Source organism: Amycolatopsis sp. AA4 (assembly GCF_002796545.1).
Taxonomy (GTDB): Bacteria; Actinomycetota; Actinomycetes; order Mycobacteriales; family Pseudonocardiaceae; genus Amycolatopsis.
Genome location: NZ_CP024894.1, coordinates 1502321 through 1519727 on the forward strand (window position 1 = coordinate 1502321; position 17407 = coordinate 1519727).

Below are 17407 nucleotides of genomic sequence, written 5' to 3' on the forward strand. Positions count from 1 at the left end.
CCACTCCGGTAAATCGCCTGCGGGCTGTGCGGCTTCTGTGCTGAACTGCCCCTTGCCCGATCGCCGCCTCGCCGAGCCACTGGAGGACTTGGTGCCCGACCACGTGATCCGCCCCGCGACCCCCGAAGACGCGGCAGCCATCGCAACCGTCCACGTCGGCTCCTGGCAAGCGGCCTACGCAGGCTTGCTGCCGGACGCTTTCCTGTCCGCCTTGTCGATCGAGAAGCGGACACACTTCTGGTCTTCGAGCCTGGCGGACCCCTCCCGCCCGCACACCGTCCTGACGGCAAGCTCCGGCGACGGAATCACCGGTTTCGCCGTCTTCGGCCCCAGCCGGGACGACGACGCCACCCCGAAAACGGGCGAACTGTCGTCGATCTACCTGCTCCCGTCCGCGTGGGGCCAGGGATTGGGCCGCGCCCTGCACGAGGAATGCGTGCGCCGCCTGACGCCCCAATACGAGACGGTGACCCTGTGGGTGCTGTCGACGAACACCCGCGCCCGGAAGTTCTACGAACGGGCTGGGTGGGTCACGGACGGAAAGACGAAGGTAGAGACGATGTCGGATGGCGCGGTGACCTTGGAGGAGGTCCGGTACCGGTTGGCGCTGGAGGGCTAGGCTTCGTGGCTTCGTGGCTTCGTGGCTTCGTGGCTTCGTGGCTTCGTGGCTTCGTGGCTTCGTGGCTTCGTGGCTTCGTGGCTTCGTGGCTTCGTGGCTTCGTGGCTTCGTGGCTTCGTGGGGGCCCTGCCTGTCGCCGTCTAGCGGCGACTACCTGGTCAGCCTGCCCGCACACTCGACCTCGCCACTGTGTTGACGGCTGTTCGAAAGCTCTCGCCAACCGACCCGTCGCCGCTGAGCGGCACCTGCCCGCCCAGCACGGACCCGAGTTGGCATTCGCCGTTCCGCGGCGAAAGCCAGCCACTCCTATCAGCCACCGCCCAGCCCCATCACCGTTTCCCGGCGACAGGCCCCTCACCGCACCCCGAAATCAACCCGCGTCGCCATTCCCCGGCAACCGCCTGCCCAGCACCCCCGCCCGAGCCGCCGCGGCCCCAGCCTCCGCCGCGACCCGGGCTGTCTCCTCCGTCACCGGTTCCCGCGACACGAACAGCCGGTAGAACACCGGCCCGCACACCGTCCGCGTCACCTCGTCCGGATCGGTGTCGGCCGGAACCTCCCCGCGCGCGATCGCCCGCTCCACGATCACCGCGGCGCGGGCATGCCGGTCCTGATAGAACTCCCGCAACGCTTCAGCCGCGCGTTCCGAGTGAAACGCCGCCAGCACCGCGGCCGTCGGCAGCTCGCGGTGCCCCGGGGTGGTCAACGCGTCCACCACGTCCAACGCCATTCGCCGCAAATCGGCAACAAGCGAACCGGTGTCCGCCGGACTCCACGGTTCCGCAGTGCCGAACCTCAACGCGGCCGCGACCAGTCCTTCGCGCGACTCCCATCGACGGTAAACCGTCGTCTTGTGCACGCCCGATCGTTCGGCGACGGCCTCGACCGTCAGTTCGGTGAACCCGACCTCCGCCAGCAGATCGAGCGTCGCCCGCAAAACGGCGACGCGCGTGCGTTCGGTGCGCCCGCCCGGCCGGCTCGTCCCCGGTAACTCGGTTGCCAATTGCTACCCCTGTTGCGTTAGTGTCCCCAGTATGACACCGCTGAGCACCCGTTCGCCGCTGGACGGCGACGTCGCCGCGATCACCAGCCTGATCGGCGACGCGCGCATCGTCGCGATCGGCGAGAACAACCATCACATCCGCGAGTTCGGCGAACTCCGCGCCCGGTTGCTCCGCCGCCTCGTCGAGGACCACGGGTTCACGGTGCTCGGCTTCGAATCGGGATTCGCCGAGGGCGACCTGGTGCAGCAGTGGCTGGACGGCGGCCCCGGCACGGTCGCCGAGGTCGCGCGAGAAGGATTCACGTTCTCCCTCGGCGAATCGGTCGAGGTGCACGAAATGCTGACGTGGATGCGCGACCACGGCGGCGTCCGCTTCTCCGGACTCGACCTGCCCAGTTCGAGCGGTTCGCCGCAACCGGCCTTGCAGGTCGTCCGCGGCTTCGTGGAGGAAGTCGACCCGGAGGTGCTTCCGCTGGTCGACGCCGCGATCACCGCATCCGAGCCGTACTCGGCGGTCAGCAGCGCAGTCGCGCCTGGCCGATATTCGGCAATGGACGCCGCAGCGCGAGACGCGGCCACGGCTGCGTTGACGACTCTCGTCGCGCACCTTCGTTCCCTGTCGCCAGTTTACCGGCAACGGAGCGAGCCATCCCGATACGCAATCGCCGAACACCACGCGGTCGGCGCGCTTCGCGTCGACACGTACCTGCGCGAACTGAGCGCGATGATGGCGGGAACGGCACCGTCGCTCCAGGGGTCGTCGCGCGACACGTACATGGCCGCAACCGTGAAGCTGCTTCGCAAAGTGTACGGCGAAGGCGAGAAGATCGTCGTGATGGTCCACAACGGACACCTGCAGCGAGTGCCGTTCGCCGCATTGCCGACCATGACGTTCCCTTCCGCAGGGACCCACCTCGCCGAGGAGTTCGGCGACGACTACTTCGCACTCGGCCTGACCGCGGGCACCGGCACGACGACCGGCCTCGAACCGGACGCGAGCGAACGTCTCGGGTTCCGGGTCTACGCACAGGAGTTGGAACCACCCGCCGAGGGCAGCGCCGAAGCGGTTTTGGCCGACGCGGAACCGTGCGTGGTCGATTTGCGGCAAGACCGAGCGCAAGGCCTAGTCGGACCGTCCAGCATCCGGCACGCGCACATGTTCACGAAGGTCGACGTCGTGCAGGCCTTCGACGCGCTGGTCTACCTGCCGACGATGTCGGTGAGCGCGCACGTCCCCGCCACGAAGGAGAAGCAGCAGTAGTTGTCGCCCGGTCAACGGCTGGCCTCTCAGAGACGACCCCTGTCACCCAGTCAACGGCTGGCCGCTCGGTGGCGAAACCTGTCGGCCGGTCTGCGGTTGGCCATTCAGTGGCGACACCTGTCGGCCGATCAGCGGTTAGCCGTTCAACGGCGAAACTTGCGGGTTGGTCAGTGGTGGGCCGTTCGGTGGCGAAACTTGCCGATTGGTCGGCGGTTAGCCATTTGGCGGCGAAACTCGTCGGTCGGTCAGTGTTTAGCCGTTCAGTGGCGAGACCGGTCTGCCGATCAGCGACTGGCCGTTCGACGGCCAGACTCGCCCCACGGACAACGGTTCGCCACGGAGCGACGAACCATCGACAGGGGGCAGCCCCGGTCTCCTTGCCAGTCGCTGGTTGGTGCCTCAGCACAGCCAGGCGCGGGACAGGGACCAGCCCATCGTGTGACGTCGAGTTGCCGCTGGATGGCGACCGGGATACGACGCAGGCATGCGGAACCGAGCGGCGCGTGGCCTTTTTTCGGCAACTCTGACATTTCTGCTGGTAGCGGGAGTGCAACCGACCGCGATGGCGGCGAGCGGGATTCAGGCCAACCCGCCGAGCTGGGCCCTCGACCGGATCGACCAGCGAACCGGCCTCGATCAGAAGTACCACTACGACTCCGATGGCTCCGGAGTCACCGTCTACGTGATCGACAGCGGCGTCGACGCCAAACATCCGGATCTGCAGGGGCGGGTCCTGCCCGGCAAGGATTTCCTCACCACCGGCACCGACACGTCGGACACCAACGGCCACGGCACTCGCGTCGCGGGGATCGTCGCGGGACACAGCTACGGCGTCGCCAAAGCCGCGCAGATCTTCCCGGTCCGCGTGCTCGACCAGGCCGGCGGTGGGGCGACCGACACGATTATCGCCGGGCTGAACTGGGTAGCCCAGAACGCACACCAACCGGCGGTCGCGGTGCTCGGCATCGGCGGCGTGCCGAACGAGCAACTCGACGACGCGGTCAAGGGAGTGGCTGCGGCGATGCCGATCGTGGTTCCGGCAGGGGAGGGAAGCACTGACGCCAGCCAAACCTCGCCCGCGCGAGTGCCAGAAGCACTTACCGTGGGTGCGACGGACGTCCAGGACCAGGTCGCGCCCTTCTCGAACTTCGGCACGGCGCTCGACCTGTACGCACCGGGCGTCGACATCCCCGCGCCGATCGCCGGTACCGCGAATGCGGGGACGCTGTCCGGCACCTCGATGGCCGCCGCGGTGACGGCGGGTGCGGTGACTCTCTACCGGTCCGCGCACCCCGACGCCGCGCCCAATGCGGTCAGCGAAGCAATTGTCCAAGACGCAACGCAGAACGTGGTCAAGAATGTGCCCTCCGGAACCGCGAATAGGCTCCTGTGCACACTGCCTGCGGGAACGCCCTGACGGTTGCGGCAGGGCAGGTCGGGCAGCATCATGCGTGCAGGTCGGCGCGCATGATGTCCATCACCTGGACTACGGCTCCCGCACCGCGGGACAAACCGGGTAACGTGCCTTCGATACCGATCCGAAAAGGGAAGGACCGGGCATGTTCCGCAAAGTGCTGGTGGCCAATCGCGGCGAAATCGCGATCCGGGCGTTCCGCGCAGGTTACGAACTGGGCGCGGGCACAGTCGCCGTGTTTCCGCACGAAGACCGCAACTCGCTGCACCGGCTGAAGGCCGACGAGGCCTACGAGATCGGCGAACCGGGCCATCCGGTCCGCGCTTACCTCTCGGTCGAGGAGATCGTCAAGGCCGCCAAGAAGGCGGGCGCGGACGCGGTCTATCCGGGCTACGGCTTCCTGTCGGAGAACCCCGACCTGGCCATGGCCTGCGAAGAAGCGGGGATCACCTTCGTCGGCCCGAGCGCCGAAATCCTCGAGCTGACCGGCAACAAGGCGCGCGCGGTCAAGGCGGCGCGCGAGGCCGGCGTCCCGGTGCTCGGTTCGTCGCAGCCGTCCAGCAACGTCGACGAACTGGTCGCGGCGGCCGACGAACTCGGCTTCCCGGTGTTCGTCAAGGCGGTCGCCGGCGGCGGCGGCCGGGGCATGCGCCGCGTCGAGGACCCGGCTTTGCTGCGCGAGTCGATCGAGGCCGCCGCGCGCGAGGCCGAGTCCGCGTTCGGCGACCCGACCGTGTTCCTGGAGAAGGCCGTGGTCGACCCGCGGCACATCGAGGTCCAGATCCTCGCCGACGGCGAGGGCAACGTGATCCACCTCTTCGAGCGCGACTGTTCCGTGCAGCGCCGCCACCAGAAGGTCGTCGAGCTGGCCCCCGCGCCGAACCTCGACCCCGAACTGCGCGACCGCATCTGCGCCGACGCCGTGAAATTCGCCCGGCAGATCGGCTACCGCAACGCGGGCACGGTCGAATTCCTGCTGGACCGCGAGGGCAAGCACGTGTTCATCGAGATGAACCCGCGCATCCAGGTCGAGCACACGGTCACCGAAGAGGTCACCGACGTCGACCTCGTGCAGTCCCAGCTGCGGATCGCCTCCGGCGAGACCCTCGCAGACCTCGGCCTGTCGCAGGACAAGATCTACCTGCGCGGGGCCGCGCTCCAGTGCCGCATCACGACCGAGGACCCGGCCAACGGCTTCCGCCCGGACATCGGCATGATCAGCGCCTACCGCTCGCCGGGCGGTTCGGGCATCCGGCTCGACGGCGGGACCGCGTTCTCCGGCACCGAGATCAGCGCCCACTTCGACTCGCTGCTGGTGAAACTGACCTGCCGCGGCCGCGATTTCCGGACCGCGGTCGGCCGGGCCCGCCGCGCGGTCGCCGAATTCCGGATCCGCGGCGTGGCGACGAACATCCCGTTCCTCCAGGCGGTGCTGGACGACCCGGACTTCCGCGAGGGCAACGTCACCACGTCGTTCATCGAGGAACGGCCGCACCTGCTGACCGCGCGGCACTCCGCCGACCGCGGCACGCGCCTGCTGACCTACCTCGCCGACCAGACGGTGAACCGGCCGAACGGCGAGCGTCCGCGCACGCCCGACGCCGTGACGAAGCTGCCGAAGCTGCCCGCGGATCTCACTCCTCCGGACGGCTCCAAGCAGAAGCTGACCGAACTCGGTCCGGAGGGATTCGCGCGCTGGCTGCGAGAAACCCCGCAGCTCGGCGTCACCGACACCACCTTCCGCGACGCGCACCAGTCGCTGCTCGCGACCCGCGTCCGGACGAAGGATCTCCTCGCCGTCGCGCCGGTCGTCGCCGCGACTGTCCCGCAGCTGCTGTCCCTCGAGTGCTGGGGCGGCGCGACCTACGACGTCGCGCTGCGCTTCCTCGCCGAGGACCCGTGGGAACGGCTGGAGCAGCTGCGCAAGGCTGTGCCGAACATCTGTCTGCAGATGCTTCTTCGCGGCCGCAACACCGTGGGCTACACGCCTTACCCGACCGAGGTCACCACGGCCTTCGTCGAGGAGGCCACCGCGACCGGCATCGACATCTTCCGCATCTTCGACGCGCTCAACGACGTCGAGCAGATGCGGCCTGCCATCGAAGCCGTCCGCGCCACCGGCACCGCGGTCGCCGAGGTCGCGCTCTGCTACACCTCCGATCTGTCCGATCCGAACGAAAAGCTCTACACGCTCGACTACTACCTCAAGCTCGCCGAGCAGATCGTCGGAGCCGGGGCCCACGTCCTGGCCATCAAGGACATGGCCGGCCTGCTCCGCGCGCCCGCCGCGGCCCGGCTGGTGACCGCGCTGCGCAAGGAATTCGACCTGCCGGTGCACATCCACACGCACGACACCGCCGGCGGTCAGCTCGCCACCTACCTGGCCGCCATCCAGGCAGGCGCCGACGCCGTGGACGGCGCCGTGTCGTCGATGGCGGGCACCACGTCGCAGCCGTCGCTCGGCTCGATCGTCGCGGCCACTGACCACTCCGACCGCAGCACGGGCCTCGACCTGCACGCGATCGGCGACCTGGAGCCGTACTGGGAGAGCGTCCGCAAGATCTACGCCCCGTTCGAGGCCGGTCTCGCGTCGCCCACCGGGCGCGTCTACGACCACGAGATCCCCGGCGGCCAGCTCTCCAACCTGCGCACGCAGGCGATCGCGCTGGGCCTCGGCGACCGGTTCGAGGACATCGAGGCCATGTACGCCGCGGCGGACAAGATCCTCGGCCACCTCGTCAAGGTCACGCCTTCGTCCAAAGTGGTCGGCGACCTCGCGCTGCACCTGGTCGGCGCCGGCGTCTCCCCGGAGGACTTCGAGGCGGAGCCGAACAAGTTCGACATCCCCGACTCGGTGATCGGCTTCCTGCGCGGCGAGCTGGGCGACCCGCCCGGCGGCTGGCCGGAGCCGTTCCGCACCAAGGCGCTCGAAGGCCGTTCGGCGGCCAAACCGGTCGCCGAACTGTCCGAAGAGGACCACAAGGAACTCGCCGACAACCGCCGCGGCGCGCTGAACCGGCTGCTGTTCCCCGGCCCCACCAAGGAATTCCTCGCGCACCGCGAAGCCTACGGCGACACCAGCGTGCTCCCGAGCAAGGACTTCTTCTACGGTCTGCGCCCGGGCGAGGAGTACTCGGTGGACCTCGAACCCGGCGTCCGGCTGCTCATCGAGCTGGAGGCCATCGGCGAGGCCGACGAACGCGGCATGCGGACCGTCATGTCCACGCTCAACGGCCAGCTGCGGCCGATCCAGATCCGGGACCGGTCGATCGCCTCGGACATCCCGGCCACCGAAAAGGCCGAGAAGGGCAACCCGAAGCAGATCGCCGCGCCGTTCGCGGGCGTGGTGACGCTGCAGGTGGCCGAGGGCGACCAGGTGGCGGCCGGAGCGACCGTGGCGACGATCGAGGCCATGAAGATGGAAGCGTCGATCACCGCTTCGGCGGCGGGCAAAGTCAGTCGGCTGGCAATCACCTCCGTTCAGCAGGTCGAGGGCGGAGACCTTCTCATCGTGCTCGAATAACCGGTTTTCGCGCCACTTTTTAGCGTGCGAGGGGTCCCCTCGCTCCGAAACGGAGCGAGGGGACCCCTCGCGCTATTTATTGCTCGCTTTTTCCGGGGTGTTCGCGCTAGCGTCGAGGCATGCTGATCAACGCGGTGCCGCAATGGCAGGGCGCGATCAGTCCCCGGGCCAGGGGGCTGGTCGAGGGCTGCCGCGCACTTTCCGAACTGGCCGGGCACGTGCTCGGCAAGCCGGTGCACCACGTACGTCAGGACGCCGCGACGTCCGACGTCGTCGCCGGGATAGCCAACCGCTCCGTGCTCACGGGCGCGAACCGGCAGCTGCAGCTCGCTGCGCTCGAAGCGCCGGAAGGCCCGGTGCTCACGATCGGCGGCGACTGCGGCGTCGAGCTGGTCCCGGTCGGCGTCGCCCGTTTCCGTTACGGCGCAACGCTTGGCGTCGCGTGGTTCGACGCGCACGCTGACTTGAACACGGCGGATTCCTCGCCCTCGGGCGCGTATCACGGCATGGTGCTGCGGTCGCTGCTCGGCGAGGGCGACGAGGAGTTCGCCGCCAGCCCGGCGATCGAACGGGGCCGGGCGGTGCTGTTCGGCGCCCGGTCGCTGGATTCCGCGGAAGAGGAAGCCATTGCCGGCGGTCTCGCCGTGCGTTCCGACGACGTCGCCGGAACGCTGAACGCCGCCGGGGCCGACCGCGTTTATCTGCATGTGGACTTGGACATTCTTGATCCCGCCGAGTTCCCCGGAGTGAATTATCCGGAGCCAGGCGGGCTCACCATCGCCGAATTGGTGGAAGCAATCGACGGGCTTTCCGGAATGGAGGTCGTCGGTGCGGGCATCACGGAATGCGTCGGCACGGAAGTCGCCGCGCTGGAACCCGTGCTGGCCGCGGTGGGGAGGGTGCTGATGGAGGGCTGAACCTCCGCGTCGAGGCGGCGAGTTCCGCGCCTCGTCCGGCGAGTGGACCACGGGAACGCACGGGCAAGAAGGAGGTGGCCCGAGACCGTGCGGAAGACGGTTCACAGAACGGCGAAAACCGCGCCGGCCGGACGAACGGCGGGATTCACCGCGACGGTGCGTCCAGGCTCGCCAATGCCACGCGCACGGCGTCGACGGCTTCGTCCTGCGCGACCCCGAGTTCCCGGCTGTGCCGGGCGTATTCGGCGGCCGCGTCGCGAAGCAGTGCGCCCGGATCCGGCCGCTCGGCCGGGCCGGTCACGACGGTGCCGCGTGCTCGTGCGGTGGTGACCCAGCCGGCGGCCTCGAGCTCGCGGTACACGCGGGCGACGGTCCCGGAGGCGAGCCCGAGGTCCCTCGAAAGCTGACGGATCGGCGGCAGGCGGGCGTCCCGGGCAAGGGAGCCGGTCGTGATCGCGCGGACTATCTGGTCGTGCACCTGACGCCAGGGCGGAACTCCGCTTTCGGCGTCGACCACCACTCGCAGCGACATCTACCGCGCTGCCGTGGTTGTCGCGCGCTGCTTCGGCGGCGGGCCGACGATCGCGAGGAACGCGGCGACGGTGGCCGCGAACGCGAGGAAGGAGGCGAGGTCGTCGACCGTCCAGCCGAGCGTGGCAGCCGTTCCGGTGCCGAGCCCGAGAGCGACGCGGGCGCTGCGAACGCGCAGTGCCTGGTCGACTTCCGGGTCGCCGGCTGCCGGTCGCCGCACCGCGAGGAGCACGATGATCCACGACACGGCGGCCGCACCCACCGTCACCGCGAGCGGACTCCATTGCCGCGAAACGGCGAGATGCACGACGGCGGCGAGGGTGGCCAGTCCGGAGACGACGACCGTCCACAACGGAGCGAAATCGAGCACGCCGCGCGGTGCCAGCACGGCTTTCCTGCGGGGTTCCCGCGACGGACGCTGGGCGAGGATCTCGGCGGCGAGCCCGCCGAGCAGCACCACGAACACGAGCGAGTTCGCGGTCCGTTCGCCGACGAGACGCGTCGCGCCCGGGATCAGCGGGAGGCCGAGGAACAGCCACGGATACCAGAATCGCCGACGGCGCAGATAGCGCACGGCCACCGGCACCTGGTCGGCGGTCGGGTTTCGCACGCCCCATTTCGCGAGCAGCCGAGCGCCTTGTTTCTCGCCTGGCCACAACGCGACGAGGATGATCAGCCCGAACAGGCCGGTGATGCCCGCGACGGCGAGCGCCGAGTCGAGTCGCATCGGGGACCCCTCCCTCTTGTATCAAGTGCATGCTACAAGAGGGCCGCGGGTTCTGCCGCGTGACGCTCCGTGGTCGTTTTCGCCGCCCGGCGGGTCGCCGCTGAAGGCACGCGTCCAGGTTCGCCCGTTTGTACGCACGGCGTGGCGCGCCTGGTGGTGTGTTGTCGCGATGTGCCCCTCTGATCTCGTGAACTTGTCACGAACGTGACAAGAAATCGGTTTCTTCGGCGAGGCGTGACACATTTGGCGTTGGTTTTTCGATGTGCCGGATGTCACCCCTCAATGGATGCGGGGGTCTCCGGGCGCGCCGCGGCGCGGTCGGGGAACCGGGGCGGAGCGAAGGAGCTGCGATGTCGGTGGAGCGGGGACTCGATCACGCTGTGCCGTCGGCTGCGCTGCCGCGCAAACTCGCCGAGATCCTGCGGCCCGAGCTGGCGAGCCTGTCCGCCGAGATCGTCGACGAGATCCGCGCGACGATTCCTGCCTACGCGCGGCCGCTCGACGGTCCGTACGGGAGATCGATCCGGGCGGGCGTCGAGTACGCGATCACGCTGTTCGTCGCGCAGATCGCCGATCCGCGGGCGTCGAAAGAGCAGTCGCACGAGGTGCACCATCGGCTCGGGCAGAACGAGATGCGGGAAGGGCGGAGTCTCGACACCCTGCAGTCGGCCTATCGGGTCGGCGCGCGCGTGTCGTGGCGCCGGATCATGCGCGTCGGGCGGCGGGCTGGCCTTTCGTCGGCGGTGATGTCGCAGCTGGCTGATGCGATGTTGGCGTTCATGGACGAATTGGCGTCGGTCGCGCTGGATGGCTATTTAGAGGCGAAAGCCCGGACGGCCGGCGCTTTGGACACTTGGCGGCGACGGCTGCTCGGCGTCCTGCTGGAGGTCCCGGCCGCTCCGCCGAAGGCGATCGCGGAACTGGCGCAACTCACCGGTTGGGCGGTGCCGGAGCAGGCGTCGCCGATTGCCGTCCAATCGCCACTGAACGGCAAAGCGCGCCGGCACGCGACGTTGGACTCGGACATCCTGGCCGAGCTGGACTCCGCCGAGCCGTGCATCGTCGTGCCTGGCGCGGTCAATGGTGCCCGATTGGCGACGCTTCAAGCGGCGCTGCCGAACTGCCGGCTGTCCGTGGGGCCGTGTGTGCCGCTGGCCTGCCTCGCCGATTCCCTGCGCTGGGCACGTCGGACCCTGGTTCTCGCCGATCGGGGGCGAATCCCTGGTGGGCGGGTGCTCCGCGCGGAGGATCACCTCGCGGCCTTGCTCGTGCATTCGGACGGTGCGCTGACCGAACTCCTCCGCACCCGGCTTTTCGCCCCCTTGGCGAACATGACCGACAAGCAGCAGGAGCGTCTGCTCGAAACGCTGCGCGCGTGGCTCGACAGTCAGGCGAACGTGGTCGAGATCGCCGAGCGCCTGCAAGTCCATCCGCAGACGGTGCGCTACCGCATGCGCCAATTGCAGGCAACGTTCGGCGAACTTCTGCGCGATCCGGCGGCGCGGTTCGAAATGGAACTGGTCCTGCGCGCGGCCGAGGACGACCGGCCGCGTCCGGGACTGTCCTGGCCCCCGCCACTCACCGGGGCGAACATGGTGCCCGCCAGTCGTCGGCCGAGTTCGCTCGAGGATTCGCGCAGTCGCCGTTGAGCGGCAAATGTTGGGGATCGGACTTGCGCCGCAGCGAACGCCGACGTTTGCGGTGCCAGGTGGGCGACGTCCCTGGTGTCAGCCGCCCTTCGGGCTGTTGCGAGATGGCCATGTCCGGAGGAAAGTAGGGTGCTTCGCACTCGGCGGGAGCGGTCGCCAGCCGAGCTCAGGTGAGTGAGCTGCTGAGCTGGCCCGAAATTTGTCGTGCCGGGACGATCGTCGGCGACGTTCTGCGTCGAGCCAGTGTTGCAAGCTTTGTCAGGTGGATGACTGTTCGGCTGTGCGCTCCTACTCTGCTCGATGAGGAGTCACCGGCGGCGGCACTGGGCCCGGTGCCGTGCGGTCGGTTTCGGAGCGGGGGCTAAGTAGTAGTTGCATCGTCCGAGGGCAGGGGCGGTTTGTGGTCGGAGACAGCGCCTTGGCCGCCGCCAAGAAAGGCATGTCTTTGGGCGCTAGCAAGGGTTGAACCGGGCATGGTGGTCGCATTCAGCGGGGGAACGGCGTGTCCGGGATCGGCGGGCACTTCGTGTGGTCCGGGAACTTGGTCGAGGCGCATTCGGCGAAGTTGACGTTGACGACCTTGGCTTGGTTGACGTTCGTCGTGGTCGAGGCCATGCCGGTGAGCAGCGGGCTGAGCGGTTCGGCGGTGCCGCAGTGGACGAAGGGCGGCAAGGCGAAACCGCGGTAGTCGGGGTCGGGCGAATTCGGGTCCGTGCTGAGGATGCCGCCTGTCGTGGCCTTGTATTTGCCGGACAGGTTGAGGGTGATCGGGGTGGCGGTGACGCAGTCCGAGCCGAGGTCCAGGGGGACGCCGTTGACCTTCGCGTTGCTCATCCGGGCCATGACCTGGATGTGCGTGGTCAGGAAGTCACCGGTGAGGACGAGCTTGCCGTTGAACTCGATCAGCTTGGTGTGGCGGTAGTCGACGGGCAGGAACTCGACGGTGGCGGTCACCGGCACGAAGCCGAAGCCGAGGAAGCTCGCGGTGGTCGGGCGGAAGCCGACAGTTCCGCTGATCGTGCTCGGGTCGTGCTGAACGTAATCCGGGGGGACCAGCAGGATCGTCCAGGTTCCGTTGAGCACGCCGGTCGGGGAGCTGGCGACGGTCGCGCCCAGGCGGTAGACCGAGGAAGTCGCCGAGACCTGGATGTAGTTGAGCGGGGTGATCAGCGGGAAGTCGGGGTCGCTCTTCGGCGAAACTGTGTTGGGCTGCGCTGCAGGCGGTGGCGGCGCGGGAGCGTTCGGCGTGTCTGGCCTCGGGACGGCAGTGGGCGCTCCGGTGGCGATGACCGACGCCAAGGTCGTGGTTTGGTCCGGGAGAAGGGCGCAGGCGACTGGGGCGGACTCGACGGTGCCGTCGGCAGCCGGTTTCACTGCGATGGTCGGGGCTCCGACGTCGAAACTGACCTTGCCGGGCACGGTGATCGCCTGCTCCGGGAGGTCCGCGGTCGCGGTGAGCCGGACGTCGCCGGTTGGCGGCAACGGTGTTTCGGCGATCGTGAACGGTGTCGGGACCGCGGTGCTTTTGCTGCCTTGACGCGCGGTCAGGTCGAGGGTCAGCCCGCCGCGGAGGCTGTCCGCGGGGGCGGGCGCCAGTTGGGTGGTGACGGCGCGCGGAAGCGTGAAAGTCGCGGTCAGGGAACTGAATTTCAGCCCGGAACCGACTTGAACCGTCGCGGGGACGGTCGCGGAGGTCGTGAGGGTGATCTGCTGGGGGCCAGCGGGGGCGGCGAACGGGCAATCGAGGACGAGGTCCTTGCTGACCTGTTGTTCGCCCGCCGACAATGGCGGCGGAGCGGTGGGGGTGGGCGTTTCGGTCGACGCGGAGCTGACGCCGGTGAGTGCGCCGGTGCCGATCGACAGGGCACCGAGGATTGCGAGGGCTGCGAAAGCCGGACGGCGACGGGCGGAGCGTCCGCGTGATTCGGGCATCGTGCGCCTCCTCGCCCGGCGGTCCGGAAAATGGGTTCCGAGTGAAGTTACCGGCGGGTTTCGCGGGTGCGCAAGCATTGGTGCGGGGCAGTGGATTTACCTTGGTGTGAAAGGGTTTTCTTATGTTTGCGGGCTAGTTTGGAGCGAGTTTTTCATCGGATTCTGACAAAGAATCCGCGCCTTAGCCGCAGGGGTCGCGAAGCTGGGAACATCGCTGCAGGACGTTCGGAGGAAGGAGCTGCGATGGCGGCCGGACACCGGCGATGGGGCAAGGTCGCGGCGGTGGTCGCCGCGGTCGTCGTGGGGGGCGCGGCGAGTTGTCCGGCCGTCGCGGGGAATTCGCTGCCGCCAAAAGCGGGGGAGTTGCCGCGAGAGGCGGGCAGTGCGGCTGGTGCGGCGAGCGTGCCGCAGTTGACGGCAGCCGGGGGCTTGTACGAGTGGGGGACCCGGGGCATGCCGTCGCCGGTGCCGCCGGCGCTTACCTCGGGTCTGTCCGTGGTGTCGGCAGGGGGACTGTTCGGGCTGGCGCTCAAGAACGGCGCCGTGCTCGCGTGGGGCGACAACAACTTCGGCGAAAGCGAGGTGCCCGCCGACCTGTCGTCCGGCACCGCCCAAATCGCCGCTGGTTGGACCCACGGGCTTGGCCTCAAGAACGGCAAAGTGTACGCGTGGGGGAACGACTGGTACGGCCAAACGGAACTCCCGGCATCGGTGTCCAGCGGGGTCATAGCGATCGCGACCAGTGCGGTGCACAATCTCGCGTTGTTGTCGAACGGCCAGGTGGTGAGCTGGGGCAGCCGGACGGACGTGCCGGACTTCGCGCAGTCCGGCGTAAGCGCGATCTCGGCGGGTGGCGACTACAGCTTGGTGTTGAAGAATGGTGCCGTGCTTGCGTGGGGTAGCAACACGTATGGGCAGACGACGGTTCCTGCGGCGGCGCAGTCCGGGGTGACGGCGATTTCGGCCGGATACGAGCACGCCCTCGCGCTGAAAAACGGCGGGGTAATCGCTTGGGGGCACGACAACGACGGCCAGACCGAGGTGCCCGCGGCGGCCAAGAGCGGGGTCGTCGCGATCGACGCGGGGTGGAACCACAATCTGGCGGTCAAGGCGGACGGGTCGCTGGTTGCTTGGGGCAATAATACTTACAGTCAGGCGACCGTGCCCAGGCCGCCGGTGTGCGGGCCGGTCACCGGGGCGTCGGCGGGTTATGAGTTCAATTTGGTGATCACTGATCGGTCGGTGCCTTGTCGGCATTGATGTTGCCGGTGTGCGGGCCGGTTGCTGGAGCGTCGGCGGGTTATGAGTTCATTCTGTGGTCACTGATCGGTCGGTGCCCTGTCGGCTTTGCTGCCGCCGGTTCTCGCGCCCGTCGTATTCCGGATTCGGGGATGCTGGAACCGGAATGCGGGTGTTGAGGTTCCCTTGTCGGGAAACGGAATTGTCACGGCATCGGTGTTCGCCGCGGTAGCCGGGCGATGGCTCGTGAGTGTCGACAGGGGCGTTTCGCCTGGCCGTACGCGAGAGTTCCTCGTGCACGACAACGGAGGGGCGGCAAGCAGCCGCCCCTCCGCCAGCCAGGAGTCAGGAAATGGTGCCCGACGGGCTGAAGCTGGTGCCCGACGGAGCGGTGCACGTCATGGTCCACGGGGTCCAGCTGTTGTCCGACGGCTTGTGGAATTCGAGCTGCGCGGTGAGCGTCGTGTCGAGGCCGAAGGTCACCGTGCCGGGGGCGCTCGGGGCGGTGTAGGTCGGGATCGACGACGTCGACGTCTGGGCGATGTTCACCGTGATCGGGCCGCCTGCCGGGTAGATCTGTTCCGGGATCTGCAGGCCGGAGGCGTCCGACGGGGAGAGCGAACCGTTGTCGACGGTGATCGGGACGTCGGCGGTGCCGCGGATTCCGTCGTACCCGGCGGCGGTGAGCAGCGCGTGGACCAGCGCGGTGATGGTCGCGGTGCCGGAAACGTTGGACGGCGTCGTGGTGCCGTTGACGGGGATCGTGTCCGGGCCGTCGAACTGAGCGGTGACCGCGACGTTCTGCGGCGGGATGGCCGGGAACGTGCAGCTGTAGTTCGCGGGGCCGGCCTGGTAGGTCGCGGTGGCGGCCGAGGCCGTTCCTGCGGTCAGGACCGCGATCGCGCCTACGGCGACGCCGGTCACCACGCCCGTGGACAGTCTGCTGAGCCGGGGCATACCATTCTCCTTAGATCGGACTGCAGTTTTCGCGGCGACCCTGCGCAGTGGGGACGGAGGTTTCCGCGGATTCCGTTCCGGACCAGGTTTTCGGGAACGGGGATCGGCTCGGTGGGCAATACCGGCCGCGAGCCCAAGGTTACCCGCGAGTTCAGTCGGCAACAACCCTGGTCCGCGTCTGTTTCGTCGGTTGGCGACTGGACCGATTCTTTTGTCATCGCCCGCTTAAACAGTATCGGCGTATCGTGAGATCCTGATAATGCGCCAGAATCCAGGTATGCGAAAACGGAGTGCCGGAACAGTTTCCGGCACTCCGTTTTCGCGTGGTTGATCAGTTCTTGGACGTCAAGGTCAGCGAGATCGTGTTGTCCGGTCCGGACACCAGTGCGCCGAGTGCGAGATCGGCGATGAAGCAGTTCTTGAAGTCGGGAATGGTGTAATTGCCGGTGAGCGTGATCGGCTTGGTGATGTCGACGTTCGCCGCGCTCAGGGTCAGGTCGATCGGCTTGACGGTCGTGCAGCTGCCGGGCACGGTCGGCACCGGGAAGATCGGCACGATCGGGCCCGCCCAGATGTCGCTGATCTCCATGTTCGCGGTCTCGTGGGTGGTCAGGGTGCCGCCCGCGAGGGTGCCGGTCGCGGGTGCGGTCGGGGTGACGGTGACCTTCGCCTTGATCTTGAATCCGCCGGCGAGCAGTGAAATGTGCGCCGTAGCCGGCGGCAATTGCAGATTGGCGTTGAGGCCGACGGCTCCGGTTTGATCGTCGACCAGGAGATTTCCGGCGAGACTTCCAGGGCCGAGGTCGAGGGTGCTGCCGGTCTTCTTGACGACCGTGCTGCCCGTGACCGAATAGGAGATCGGAATGGGTATTTCGGTGGCGGACGCGGGAACGGCGGAGGCGAGGCTGACCGCGGTCGCGGCGGCCGCTGCGACCGCGCCGGTTCGGGCGATCCGGGAAATGGGCATGACGGTACTCCTTCGGCGGTGAGGAAACAGAATTTCATCGGGGCGCGAGATCGGTGACGAACCATTTTCCGTCAATCCGCTCCGCAGTGACGGCCAGTTGCGCCGCGGCGGTCTCAGGAGTGGCGGAATTCCCTCTGGTGGCGGACTGGTCCAGGAATACGAGCAACTGTGCGTGGTCGGTGGTGAGCTGCTGTACGGCGGTGGCGGAGACGCGGGAGGTGAGGGTCAGTCGCTGGCTGGGGGCCATCGTGCGGACTTGGGCGAAGAGTTTTTCGTAGGAATCTCGGGCGTGGCCGCGGAGCAGGGTGGCCGCGGCGTTCTCGGTGACGTCGGTTTTGTCGTAGGTGTAGGAGAAGATCTTGTTGAGGGTGAGGCTGAGGGCGGAGGTGACTTCGGCGGTGGCGGGTTGATCGGTCAGCGCGTGGTTCGACGCGGCGGCGGACGCGCTGGTGGAGCGGGCTTCGACGGTGCACCAGACGCCGACGGTGGCGAGGAGGACGGTCAGGGCGAGGAGGAGCGCGGGGAGGCGGTAGGGATGGCCGGGAGTTGGCTCCATGCCGTCACGGTCCGGGGCGACGGGAGTTTGGGCGGGATCGGTGTCGGCGGTGGAGGTGGTTGTTGGTGGGTGTGAAGTTGAGTTGCCGGGCGAGGAAGTTGTCGGCGGGTGT

Annotated in this window: 14 protein-coding genes; 7 read left to right on the forward strand and 7 right to left on the reverse strand. The window is 68.2% G+C overall.

What is annotated here, in order from left to right; genetic code table 11:
* The first annotated feature begins 91 nt into the window (after window positions 1–91).
* On the forward strand, window positions 92–619 hold the full coding sequence (locus CU254_RS07175; protein ID WP_050788402.1) for a GNAT family N-acetyltransferase: 528 nt from the start codon (window positions 92–94) through the stop codon (window positions 617–619).
* Window positions 620–989: 370 nt separating this feature from the next.
* Here the strand turns inward: CU254_RS07175 and CU254_RS07180 are convergent, their stop codons facing one another.
* A complete protein-coding gene (locus CU254_RS07180; protein ID WP_009074153.1) occupies window positions 990–1622 on the reverse strand; it encodes a TetR/AcrR family transcriptional regulator in 633 nt (210 codons plus the stop codon).
* 31 nt (window positions 1623–1653) lie between these two features.
* Between CU254_RS07180 and CU254_RS07185 the strand changes: the two genes are divergently transcribed.
* The 4 genes from CU254_RS07185 to CU254_RS07200 all read left to right on the forward strand — a co-directional run bounded on the left by CU254_RS07185 (window position 1654) and on the right by CU254_RS07200 (window position 8737).
* Window positions 1654–2883, forward strand: coding sequence for an erythromycin esterase family protein (locus CU254_RS07185; RefSeq protein WP_009074155.1), 1230 nt, complete (start codon window positions 1654–1656; stop codon window positions 2881–2883).
* 484 nt (window positions 2884–3367) lie between these two features.
* A complete protein-coding gene (locus CU254_RS07190; protein ID WP_009074157.1) occupies window positions 3368–4300 on the forward strand; it encodes a S8 family peptidase in 933 nt (310 codons plus the stop codon).
* A gap of 142 nt (window positions 4301–4442) precedes the next feature.
* Window positions 4443–7820: a pyruvate carboxylase gene (locus tag CU254_RS07195; RefSeq protein WP_009074159.1), complete on the forward strand. Its 3378-nt coding sequence runs from the start codon at window positions 4443–4445 to the stop codon at window positions 7818–7820.
* Between the two features lie 119 nt (window positions 7821–7939).
* Window positions 7940–8737, forward strand: coding sequence for an arginase family protein (locus tag CU254_RS07200; RefSeq protein WP_009074161.1), 798 nt, complete (start codon window positions 7940–7942; stop codon window positions 8735–8737).
* Window positions 8738–8882: 145 nt separating this feature from the next.
* Here the strand turns inward: CU254_RS07200 and CU254_RS07205 are convergent, their stop codons facing one another.
* Window positions 8883–9269: a GntR family transcriptional regulator gene (locus tag CU254_RS07205; RefSeq protein ID WP_009074163.1), complete on the reverse strand. Its 387-nt coding sequence runs from the start codon at window positions 9267–9269 to the stop codon at window positions 8883–8885.
* Window positions 9270–9995 (reverse strand): hypothetical protein, encoded by a 726-nt coding sequence (locus CU254_RS07210; RefSeq protein ID WP_009074164.1) that lies wholly within the window; start codon window positions 9993–9995, stop codon window positions 9270–9272.
* A gap of 350 nt (window positions 9996–10345) precedes the next feature.
* On the opposite strand from CU254_RS07210, the gene CU254_RS07215 reads away from it, so the two are divergent.
* Window positions 10346–11644: a CdaR family transcriptional regulator gene (locus tag CU254_RS07215; protein WP_037712847.1), complete on the forward strand. Its 1299-nt coding sequence runs from the start codon at window positions 10346–10348 to the stop codon at window positions 11642–11644.
* A 486-nt stretch (window positions 11645–12130) separates the two neighbouring features.
* On the opposite strand, the gene CU254_RS07220 is transcribed toward CU254_RS07215, so the two are convergent.
* Entirely contained in the window at window positions 12131–13576 is a 1446-nt protein-coding gene (locus CU254_RS07220) for a DUF6801 domain-containing protein (protein WP_100266722.1), read from the reverse strand.
* A gap of 453 nt (window positions 13577–14029) precedes the next feature.
* Here CU254_RS07220 and CU254_RS07225 point away from each other — a divergent pair, with 453 nt between their 5' ends.
* Complete coding sequence (locus CU254_RS07225; protein ID WP_078561081.1) at window positions 14030–14836, forward strand: hypothetical protein; 807 nt, start codon at window positions 14030–14032, stop codon at window positions 14834–14836.
* A gap of 324 nt (window positions 14837–15160) precedes the next feature.
* Here the strand turns inward: CU254_RS07225 and CU254_RS07230 are convergent, their stop codons facing one another.
* The 3 genes from CU254_RS07230 to CU254_RS07240 form a co-directional block, all read right to left on the reverse strand.
* A complete protein-coding gene (locus CU254_RS07230; RefSeq protein ID WP_009074173.1) occupies window positions 15161–15772 on the reverse strand; it encodes a DUF6801 domain-containing protein in 612 nt (203 codons plus the stop codon).
* Between the two features lie 331 nt (window positions 15773–16103).
* A complete protein-coding gene (locus CU254_RS07235; RefSeq protein WP_009074175.1) occupies window positions 16104–16739 on the reverse strand; it encodes a hypothetical protein in 636 nt (211 codons plus the stop codon).
* A gap of 34 nt (window positions 16740–16773) precedes the next feature.
* Window positions 16774–17295: a hypothetical protein gene (locus tag CU254_RS07240; RefSeq protein WP_199785826.1), complete on the reverse strand. Its 522-nt coding sequence runs from the start codon at window positions 17293–17295 to the stop codon at window positions 16774–16776.
* Window positions 17296–17407 lie beyond the last annotated feature (112 nt).

Bases quoted from the DNA above. Each gene is read 5' to 3' on its own strand.
- CU254_RS07185 (WP_009074155.1), top strand. From the start codon at position 1,654: ATGACACCGCTGAGCACCCGTTCGCCGCTGGACGGCGACGTCGCCGCG.
- CU254_RS07190 (WP_009074157.1), top strand. From the start codon at position 3,368: ATGCGGAACCGAGCGGCGCGTGGCCTTTTTTCGGCAACTCTGACATTT.
- CU254_RS07195 (WP_009074159.1), top strand. From the start codon at position 4,443: ATGTTCCGCAAAGTGCTGGTGGCCAATCGCGGCGAAATCGCGATCCGG.
- CU254_RS07200 (WP_009074161.1), top strand. From the start codon at position 7,940: ATGCTGATCAACGCGGTGCCGCAATGGCAGGGCGCGATCAGTCCCCGG.
- CU254_RS07205 (WP_009074163.1), bottom strand. From the start codon at position 9,269: ATGTCGCTGCGAGTGGTGGTCGACGCCGAAAGCGGAGTTCCGCCCTGG.
- CU254_RS07210 (WP_009074164.1), bottom strand. From the start codon at position 9,995: ATGCGACTCGACTCGGCGCTCGCCGTCGCGGGCATCACCGGCCTGTTC.
- CU254_RS07215 (WP_037712847.1), top strand. From the start codon at position 10,346: ATGTCGGTGGAGCGGGGACTCGATCACGCTGTGCCGTCGGCTGCGCTG.
- CU254_RS07220 (WP_100266722.1), bottom strand. From the start codon at position 13,576: ATGCCCGAATCACGCGGACGCTCCGCCCGTCGCCGTCCGGCTTTCGCA.
- CU254_RS07225 (WP_078561081.1), top strand. From the start codon at position 14,030: ATGCCGTCGCCGGTGCCGCCGGCGCTTACCTCGGGTCTGTCCGTGGTG.
- CU254_RS07230 (WP_009074173.1), bottom strand. From the start codon at position 15,772: ATGCCCCGGCTCAGCAGACTGTCCACGGGCGTGGTGACCGGCGTCGCC.
- CU254_RS07235 (WP_009074175.1), bottom strand. From the start codon at position 16,739: ATGCCCATTTCCCGGATCGCCCGAACCGGCGCGGTCGCAGCGGCCGCC.
- CU254_RS07240 (WP_199785826.1), bottom strand. From the start codon at position 17,295: ATGGAGCCAACTCCCGGCCATCCCTACCGCCTCCCCGCGCTCCTCCTC.